This is a genomic window from Nocardia vaccinii NBRC 15922, from assembly GCF_001613305.1.
Lineage (GTDB): Bacteria > Actinomycetota > Actinomycetes > Mycobacteriales > Mycobacteriaceae > Nocardia > Nocardia vaccinii.
The window spans coordinates 1-7,978 of sequence record NZ_BDCC01000105.1; the positions used below are offsets into that span (position 1 = coordinate 1).

The 7,978-nt window shown below is 65.0% G+C and carries 6 protein-coding genes and 1 pseudogene; 3 read left to right on the top strand and 4 right to left on the bottom strand.

Features of this window, described 5'->3' with window-relative positions:
* Positions 1-907: 907 nt before the first annotated feature.
* On the bottom strand, positions 908-1,177 hold the full coding sequence (locus NV1_RS41300) for a hypothetical protein (protein ID WP_067905092.1): 270 nt from the start codon (positions 1,175-1,177) through the stop codon (positions 908-910).
* A 416-nt stretch (positions 1,178-1,593) separates the two neighbouring features.
* Here NV1_RS41300 and NV1_RS47185 point away from each other — a divergent pair, with 416 nt between their 5' ends.
* On the top strand, positions 1,594-2,418 hold the full coding sequence (locus NV1_RS47185; RefSeq protein ID WP_084526746.1) for a transposase: 825 nt from the start codon (positions 1,594-1,596) through the stop codon (positions 2,416-2,418).
* A gap of 52 nt (positions 2,419-2,470) precedes the next feature.
* Here NV1_RS47185 and NV1_RS41310 read toward each other — a convergent pair whose 3' ends face one another.
* Positions 2,471-3,103: an MBL fold metallo-hydrolase gene (locus tag NV1_RS41310; RefSeq protein WP_067905098.1), complete on the bottom strand. Its 633-nt coding sequence runs from the start codon at positions 3,101-3,103 to the stop codon at positions 2,471-2,473.
* Between the two features lie 415 nt (positions 3,104-3,518).
* Here NV1_RS41310 and NV1_RS41315 point away from each other — a divergent pair, with 415 nt between their 5' ends.
* Positions 3,519-4,637 carry a PucR family transcriptional regulator gene (locus tag NV1_RS41315; protein ID WP_067905101.1) on the top strand — a complete coding sequence of 373 codons (1,119 nt, stop codon included), beginning with the start codon at positions 3,519-3,521 and terminating at the stop codon, positions 4,635-4,637.
* Here the strand turns inward: NV1_RS41315 and NV1_RS41320 are convergent.
* Positions 4,634-5,599 (bottom strand): alpha/beta hydrolase, encoded by a 966-nt coding sequence (locus tag NV1_RS41320; RefSeq protein WP_067905104.1) that lies wholly within the window; start codon positions 5,597-5,599, stop codon positions 4,634-4,636. The two genes, NV1_RS41315 and NV1_RS41320, sit on opposite strands and share 4 nt — an antisense overlap.
* Positions 5,600-5,916: 317 nt before the next feature.
* Positions 5,917-6,812, bottom strand: a pseudogene (locus tag NV1_RS41325) (IS982 family transposase).
* A 102-nt stretch (positions 6,813-6,914) separates the two neighbouring features.
* Between NV1_RS41325 and NV1_RS41330 the strand changes: the two are divergent.
* On the top strand, positions 6,915-7,978 hold a 1,064-nt coding region (locus NV1_RS41330), incomplete at its 3' end, for a DUF7986 domain-containing protein (protein WP_067905107.1).

Here is a 7,978-nt window from a genome sequence, read left to right on the forward strand (position 1 = left end):
AACTCGACGGTCAGATGATCGACGAAGCCATCGCGGTCGCCGCGCGCAGGACCTTGTTGAAGATTGGGGTCCCGCAGTGAAAGCCGAAGCGGCACCTGGCCCGTCAACCGCGAGCAACAGCGCATGAATCTCGGCCCCCACCATCGCGGCAAGCTCGTGACTGTCGTCATCGAGGCACCCACCTACGGATCATGCACGGCGAAGAGGAAATAGCCGTCCGGCCCCGGAAGAACACGAAAACGATCACTCGCCTCTACGTCACCGGCAAGGGCGCACGCCATCCAACGGTCAGGCATCAGATGATGACATTCGGTCAAGCGACTCTCGAGCCCTCACATTGACACCCGGAGTAGGGCGCGTACGGGTCTTTGTGACGATTCATGACTGTGTCTGTCCTGCCGATTTGGTGGCTTGAGAAGTGTTGGTGGCCTGCTGGTTTGAACTTGCGATCCCGTTGGGTGCATGATTCGCCCGTCTTTGGATGGTGTGGGAGGCGGGTTGCGGCAGGTCGAGGGACGCGGTCTCTTCCCCCGGTGGCTGGCCGTTGCTGAACGAGAACTACGCCAAGGACGCTGTGGCATGAGGCCCACCCGGGGTGCCGGTGCGGGTAGTGCAGGGAGAGCACGCACCAGCACTGACCGAACCTCTGCAGATGCCTTCAGTCATCCGTGCAGGCGACTCCGGACATCGACAGGTTTGGTTTATAAGAATCAAACACGCTGATCTGGTAATTTGCTCTCCCAAACACCAGCAGTGTTATAGCTAGATCCCGAAGATTGCCCAGGGAACCTGGAAACCTGCTCCCCAATCGATTACGGCGCGTCCGTCCGATTTTCTTTCGGCATCCAGAAACCAGATCGGACGACCTGACCGCCGATATGGACAGCATTGCTGCGCGTACTTGCGGCTACGTGTACAGGGTGACCGGCAATATCACACCGTCGAGCTCGCTACCGGTGACATCGATGCCGGGCTGCTGGTCGTCGGGGTGCAGACTCCACTGCACGGCCACCTCCAGGTGCTCGCCTACATGATCGCGGGCGTCGACCAGGACGTACTCGACGAGGGCACCGAGATCGTTGGTGGTGATCTCCTCGATCATCTGCTCGTCGAGCAGTCCCCACTCGGCGGTCCAGTCCGCGCCGCCAGCCCGGCCGCGATACAGATCGACATCCACGACCCGCGTCGGTGGCCCGCTCGCCCCTGCCGGCGGAGGCGTAGCCGGTCGCGGAATCAAACGTTTGAACCAGGCTCGCGACATACATCGATCCTGTACCGAACGGCACCTTCACAACATGGCAGGAAGTCACCCTCCTTCGCGAGGCGCTGTCGCCGAACGCACCTGGCGCCACCCCGCGGACGCCGGACTGCGGGCCCGGCGCGGCCTTGGGCGGGGCCGCACCGGCTCCGGTGCCGCTCTCTGCGGAATCACATTCAGCGGCGCCGGGTGCACATTCCAGCATGCGCCGTTGCGGTGAACCTTCCACCGCCCTTTCCATGGCCCTATGATGACCACATCGGTCACGCACCGGTGCCGACATTCGTTAGTTCGCCGCGCACTGGTGTTCCGGGGCCGCCGTTACAGTCCGGCCCATGGTCGATGTACTCACCGGTCTACGTTCTCGAACTGCCTGCTCCGATCGTCACCGATGCTCCTGGCTACCACCATCACAGGACCACCCCGCGCCGCCGCGCAGGCCACCGCCACCTGGACCCGTTCGCCGTAGGCCCACGGCTACGGTCTTGCGGTCCAAGCGCGTTGCAAGCTGGATCCTGACCAGACCAACCGACCTGCCCGAGGATCGCCGCGAACACCTCGACCAGATCATCGCTGCATGCCCGGAGATGACCGACATTGCCCGTCTGGTCCGCGAGTTCGCCGAGCTGATGACCGAACACCACGGCGAGCAGCTCGATAGCTGGATCAAGCAGGTCCACGAAGCGGGCCCGACCGAACTCGGGCCTTTCCTGACCGGCCTTGAACAAGACCACGCCGCCGCTGTCGCCGGGCAAGCCTTACCCTACAACAATGGGCCCGACGAGGGAGTGAACACGAAGCTGATCAAACGCCAAATGTACGGCAGCGCACGGTTTCCGCGATCGCGGCACCGAATACTGCTGGGTAGCACAAAACTCGCTACCACCGAATTTGGGACAGAGCCGGTCCCGTTAACTACGCGGCGTTGGGATACCTCTTCGGCGCTACCACGAATGGCTCCTTCCGGCCTTATCGGACCACACTCAGAGCCTCTCCGAGAGGCGAGGGAACCTCATCCGGCTGGGGGCCGAGGCCTTGCTCAGCGCGCTCGCCGCCCGGGTCGAGATGATCGAGCTCGCGGACCGGCCCCGGCGGCACTTGAACATACTCTGCGGTTGTGGGAATCCGGTGCGAGTCGGGCCGAGTCGAACATGAACTGAAGTAGTCGGTTTCGGGGTTGTGTTCGCTGCTGCGAGCGCAACCCCGTCCGGTTCAATATCCGCGAGCGATCCATTCCGCCGGGTGCGGTGCCTCGGTTCTGATGGTGGTGGAGTCTCCGTGGCCGGTGTGCACCCGAGTGTGATCGGGCAGGGTGAGCAGGCGGTCGCGGATGGATCCGATGATGGTGGGGAAATCGGAGAACGACCGCCCGGTGGCGCCCGGTCCGCCGGCGAACAGGGTGTCACCGGAGAACAACGCATCCGCTTCGGGCAGGTACAGACATACCGAGCCGGGTGAATGCCCAGGCGCGTGGATAACGTGGATCTCGGTGCCCACCAAAGCGATTCGCTGACCGTCGGTGAGGTGCCAGTAGCGCTGATCCGGATGGGTGAGCTGCCACAGTGGGTCGTCGCCAGGGTGCACCAGGACCGGGACGTGCAGGTCCTGCCCCAGTTGCGGGGCGAAGGTGACATGGTCGTTGTGGCCGTGTGTGCAGACGACCGCGGTGACGTGGCGGTCGCCCACGGCTTCGACGATCGGTTTGGGGTCGTGGGCCGCGTCCACGACGACGACTTCGTCGTCGTCGCCGATCACCCAGACGTTGTTGTCGACATCCCAGCTGCCGCCGTCGAGTTCGAAGACGCCGGAGGTGACGACCCGCTCGATGCGCAGCGCGCCGCTCACAGCACCACCACTGACCGCAGCACCTCACCGGCGAGATCGGTGAGCGTGTCGAGCGGCAAATCCAGCCGCACTCAACTCCTGTCGTGACCGGCTCCGACACGTCACGAACTGTCCGGAACGGATCATCCTCGCTCATCAGCCGCACACCATCAGCCAGCGCATCCACGGAGGCCAGCAAAAGAGGTTACCCCTTCGTTAACCAACAGCGTCCCCCTGAGAAGCGGCAATAGAGCAAACAGGAAAGTGCTTCGGACTCCCGGGCCGCCGCGCCTGAGTCAGCGATTCCAAGTCGTGGTGATCAATGCCTCGATCGTCGCGTCATGGTCCGTGCGGTGTCGCTGGGTTGCTGCTACAGAAGCGGAGGCACCGCGGTCGGGGCCGCGCTGAACAGGATCCCACGATCTAGGCTGGGTGAATGAAGGGCCTACTCCTGCGATTGTCTGCAGTAGACGCAGATGCGGAAGCCGCTGTCCGGGTCATCGCCTACTTCGACGAGCTTGTGGCCGGGCATGCCCAGCTTTCCGAGTTGGTGCGCGCCACAGCGGCATTGGCGGAGTGCGTGGCCGGGTTACAAACGGGCATCGCGAGTCCCGCGCTGCGGTTCACGCCGGACGGGGTACCAGCGGGTGACGCGATCGCCAAGCCGACTTCGGTAAACCTGAGACGGGACCCCGGCGGCCAAGCGTGGCTGGAGCGGCCTGGCCCGAGCGGGCCGCTCGATGATCTCGTACTGGAGCGGTTCGCGCTGGCAGCGCGGATGCTGATTAGGCCGGAACCAGCCCGGTCCGCGCCGCACTTAGCCGACCCTGCTCTGGTCGAGCTACTGCTGGGTGAGCAGGCCGCTGCTGAAGACCGGGCACGAGCGCTCGTACTGCTCGGATTCGACGCCTCCCGTCAGGTGTGCGTGGTGGCGGTCGGTACCGAAGACGGGAGCGACCCGGGCGCCGCCGCGGTTGGGTTGCTGGCAAGAGGCGGGCAGTTGCCGCGGCTGCATATGGCGGTCGTCGGCGGGGTGGCGGCGGTGCTGCTGCAGCCATTCGAAGGTTCCGTGACCGAGATGCTGCGATCCTCTGTGGACGAACGAACGCGCGAACGCAATACCGCCGGAGGAGTGCGAATCGGCGTCGGCGACTCCGTGCCCGGGCTCAAGGCACGCCGCTCGTGGTTGCAGGCGCGGCTGGCCGAACGCTTCGCCGTCTCCGCCGCGGAACCCGTTGTGGTGCACAGCGAATTGGGCTCGCTGACCCTGCTCGCGGAGATCCCGGTGGCGCGGTTGCGGGCGCAGGAGGACGTCAAGGCGCTGGACGAGCTGGCCGCCACGCCGACCGGTGCGGCCGACGTCGCGGCGTTGGAAGCGTACTGCCGCACAGGTTCCCTGCGGCAAGCGGCGATCACGCTGCACCGCCACCACTCCTCGGTGGCGGCACGGCTGGCACATGTGGAGGATGCGCTGGGCTGGCGGCTGGACGAGCCAGGCGACCGATTCCGGGCCCGGCTCGCGCTGCTCGCCCGCCGTCTGGCCGAGCGCGGTTAGGTCAGTTCCACGCCCAGGGCCCGCCCGAGTACAGCGATCGCCTCGGTGATTTCGCGTTTCGACACCGCGGCGTACTCCACCATCGCGGAACCGTGGAACGCGCCGGGGAAAACGTGCAGCTCGGTGGGCACTCCGGCGGCGATAAGCGCTTGGGCGTAGGCGATGTCTTCGTCACGCAGCGGATCGAACTCCATCGCCGAGACATAAGCAGGCGGAAGACCGGTCAAATCCGTCGCCCGGGCCGGCGCGGCGTAGATCGAGACGTCCGCGCTACCGCGGACGCCGGCCCCGAGGTAGCAGTCCCAGCTGAACTCGGCGTTCGGCCGGTTCCACACCGGAGTGTCGACGAATGCCTGCATGCTCGCCGTCCCCAGCCGGTCGTCCAGCTCGGGGACTCCCAGGTACTGGAACGCGATCGCCGGGCCGCCGCGATCGCGGGACAGCAGCGCGAGCGCCGCGCACAGCCCGCCGCCGGCACTGCAACCGTAGATCGCGATCCTGTTCGGATCGACGCCGAGTTCGGCGGCATTCTTCGCTGTCCAGACCAGCGCCGCATAGCAGTCCTCGAGCCCGACCGGGTACCGCGCTTCGGGGGCCAGCCGGTAGTCCACGGACACCACCTTGACCCCGAGCTCCCTGGCGAACCGTACGTTGCTCGCGTGGTTGATGTGGGGGTTGCCGATGATGAACCCGCCGCCGTGAACGTCGAAGATCACCCCGGGCGCGGCGATCCGATCGGGCGTGTAGATTCGCACGCGGACATCCGGCGCGCCCTCAGGGCCAGGCACCAGTTCTTCACGGGCGGTGACGCCGGTGGTATCGACTTCGGCCATACGCTCGTCGATCATGGTGAGGAATTCTTCCCGCACCTCGGGCAGGTCTGCCTCGCCCATATTGGGCAGCATCGGGTTGGGCAGCATCGGGATTGTTGGCGCCAATTCCCGGTCGAAAGCGTAGGTCACGGGTCGTTCTCCTTCACGGCGTTGTGGCTTGATCTGATTCTGGGCCGTTCGACCGCACCTCCGCATCCGACATACGTCGCGAAATCAGGCCCTGCGGTCCGCCACGCTCGAAAGGTCGGAAAGCTCGGGAAGACTACCTTGGCCATGTGGTCCGCAGCTACCGCTACGTTCTGCCATACGTCCGCGCCGTGCACGCTGGCGAGACAGTGGAACTGCCCGCTGACATTCCCGGGCTCGAGGAGTTCGGCGCGCACATCGTGGCGCAGGTTTGCTTGCCGCAGCGCGTGGCGGCTAATCCGAGTAAGTCCGAACCCCGATCAATGGTCGTAGGCGATCAGTGACCGGGTGACTGCTGCGCCGGTGGTGTGGTTGTGCCAGATCGCGGCGGCCATCGCCAGCACGCGCTGAGCGACACGGATCGCGACGCCTTCGAAGCTGCGCCCGCCGTGGTCTTCCAGGTCGAGCTGGCCTTTCAACGTGTCGTTGACCGACTCGATCAACTGGCGCACCTTCTTCAGCAGCGGTTCACCGTGGCGGGCCTTCTCATCCTTGCGCGAGGGGCGCAGCATGGTGATCTCGTACTCGCTCAGCAATGTCTCGAACCCGCGCCCGGCGAACCCCTTGTCACAGATCAACAAGATCCCCTCGTGCTCGGCAGTCACCGCGGTGTCGACCTCGAGCATCGCTGAAAGTACTTCGCGTTCACCGATTTTCGGGTCCGCGCGGGCCCATATGATCGGCGTCCCGGACGGGGTGCACACCAGATACAGTTTCAACCCCAGTAGAACCGCGAATGCGAAGCGCAGTACCCGTAACCGGCCCAGCCGGCTACCTCCGACCGTTTGACTGTGGGCCGGGATGCCCCGCACGGCACCGGGGTGGAGTCGACGATCCAGCAGTCATCGAGCCAGAAATCGGTGGAACGGGCCAGCATCCGGATGACCCGCTTGACCAGGCCCACCGCATGACGCAGGCGCTTGTTGTAGCCGGACTGCTGCGGCAGGTACGGAAACATCCCGGTCAGATGCGCGCGGGCGTACCGCAACCAGTGCGCTTCGGAGGTGGTGAACCCGAGCAGCGACTGCGCCACCGCCAGGCACACCAGTTCCAAGTCGGTCAGCGTCGGCGGCCGGCCGGTCCAGCGCGAACCCGGCAGCTCGTCGTCGATTTTCACGTACAGCGCAGTCAGCAGGGCATCCAGTTCAGTTGTCACACACCGTCTTCGGCACCCTGGATGCGAGGGGAGGGTCCCTTGTGGTGGGCCGGTGTGGCGTAGGGTTCGCCTCGACGAGGGCGTGGACGCTAGAGGGAGGCGGTGACGGTGGATCCGTTGCTCGAGCGTTGTGGTGATCTCAAACAGGAACTGGTCGCGTTCGCGACCTCTGATCGGTTCGACGCGGCACTTGCAGAGCTGATCTTCGACGAGTTCCCCGACGGTGTCGTCGATGACGAGTTGTCCTTCGGTCTGATGCTCGATGGTTTCATCCACGGTCATCGGCTCGCTGCCGGTACCTCGCTGATCGAAAGCTTCATCAACAGCCGGCCAGACCTGTCCGACGCCGATCGCGCCATCCTGTGCAGCTGGCTGGAGAATGTGCAGGGCACGTTCGAGATCGTCGAGATGGCCGGTGACGACGGGTTCGTGGCGTTCAATCACATCGACGAACTGACCTACCGCGTGCGATCGAATATGGGCACCGCCGGAGTTTCGGCGTTGTCACCGGGCATGATCGTGATCGGTCGTGTCGTCCCGGTCTCGGACTTCTGGATGATCAGCGGGCCGATGGCGAGCTACCCAGCCGAGGAGGCCGAAGACCTGCTGGCAGGCGTACCACAACTTCAGGCGTCGCATCCCGAAGCGGTGTTCCGCAATCCAGAGAAATTGGAGCAAGGCCGCCGGATACAGGCCGAGCAGCGAGCCGACTTCATCGCCGTGCATGGTTCGGACACGGTCGTTGTTCCCGGTTCGCAAGTGCATGGGGTGCTGATGGCGGCCTACCGGCACACCTACGAACGCCACGGCAGTGTTGACGGTCCGTGGACCGAACCGGACTTTCCCCTGCCGGAGGCGTGGACCGACGCCGACAGCGTCGCGATGATCTACGACGAACTCGACGGGCTGGGCTTCTACGTCGACTACACCGTGCTGATCGAACTGTTCACCGACCCGGCCCTGCTGACGCGGCGCCGGTATCGCGAAACGCTGTCGGGGTATCTGCGCGACACAGAGGTCAGCCCGGTGCCCATTGCCCGGCTCGCGGCCGACAATCCCGACAACGCCAGCCGTCTGTTCGCGAAACTGCTGAAGAAACCCGGATTCTCCTGGGACCGCGACGGTGAGGCCATGCTGTGCCGCCACAAGAAGCACTGGTACGACAA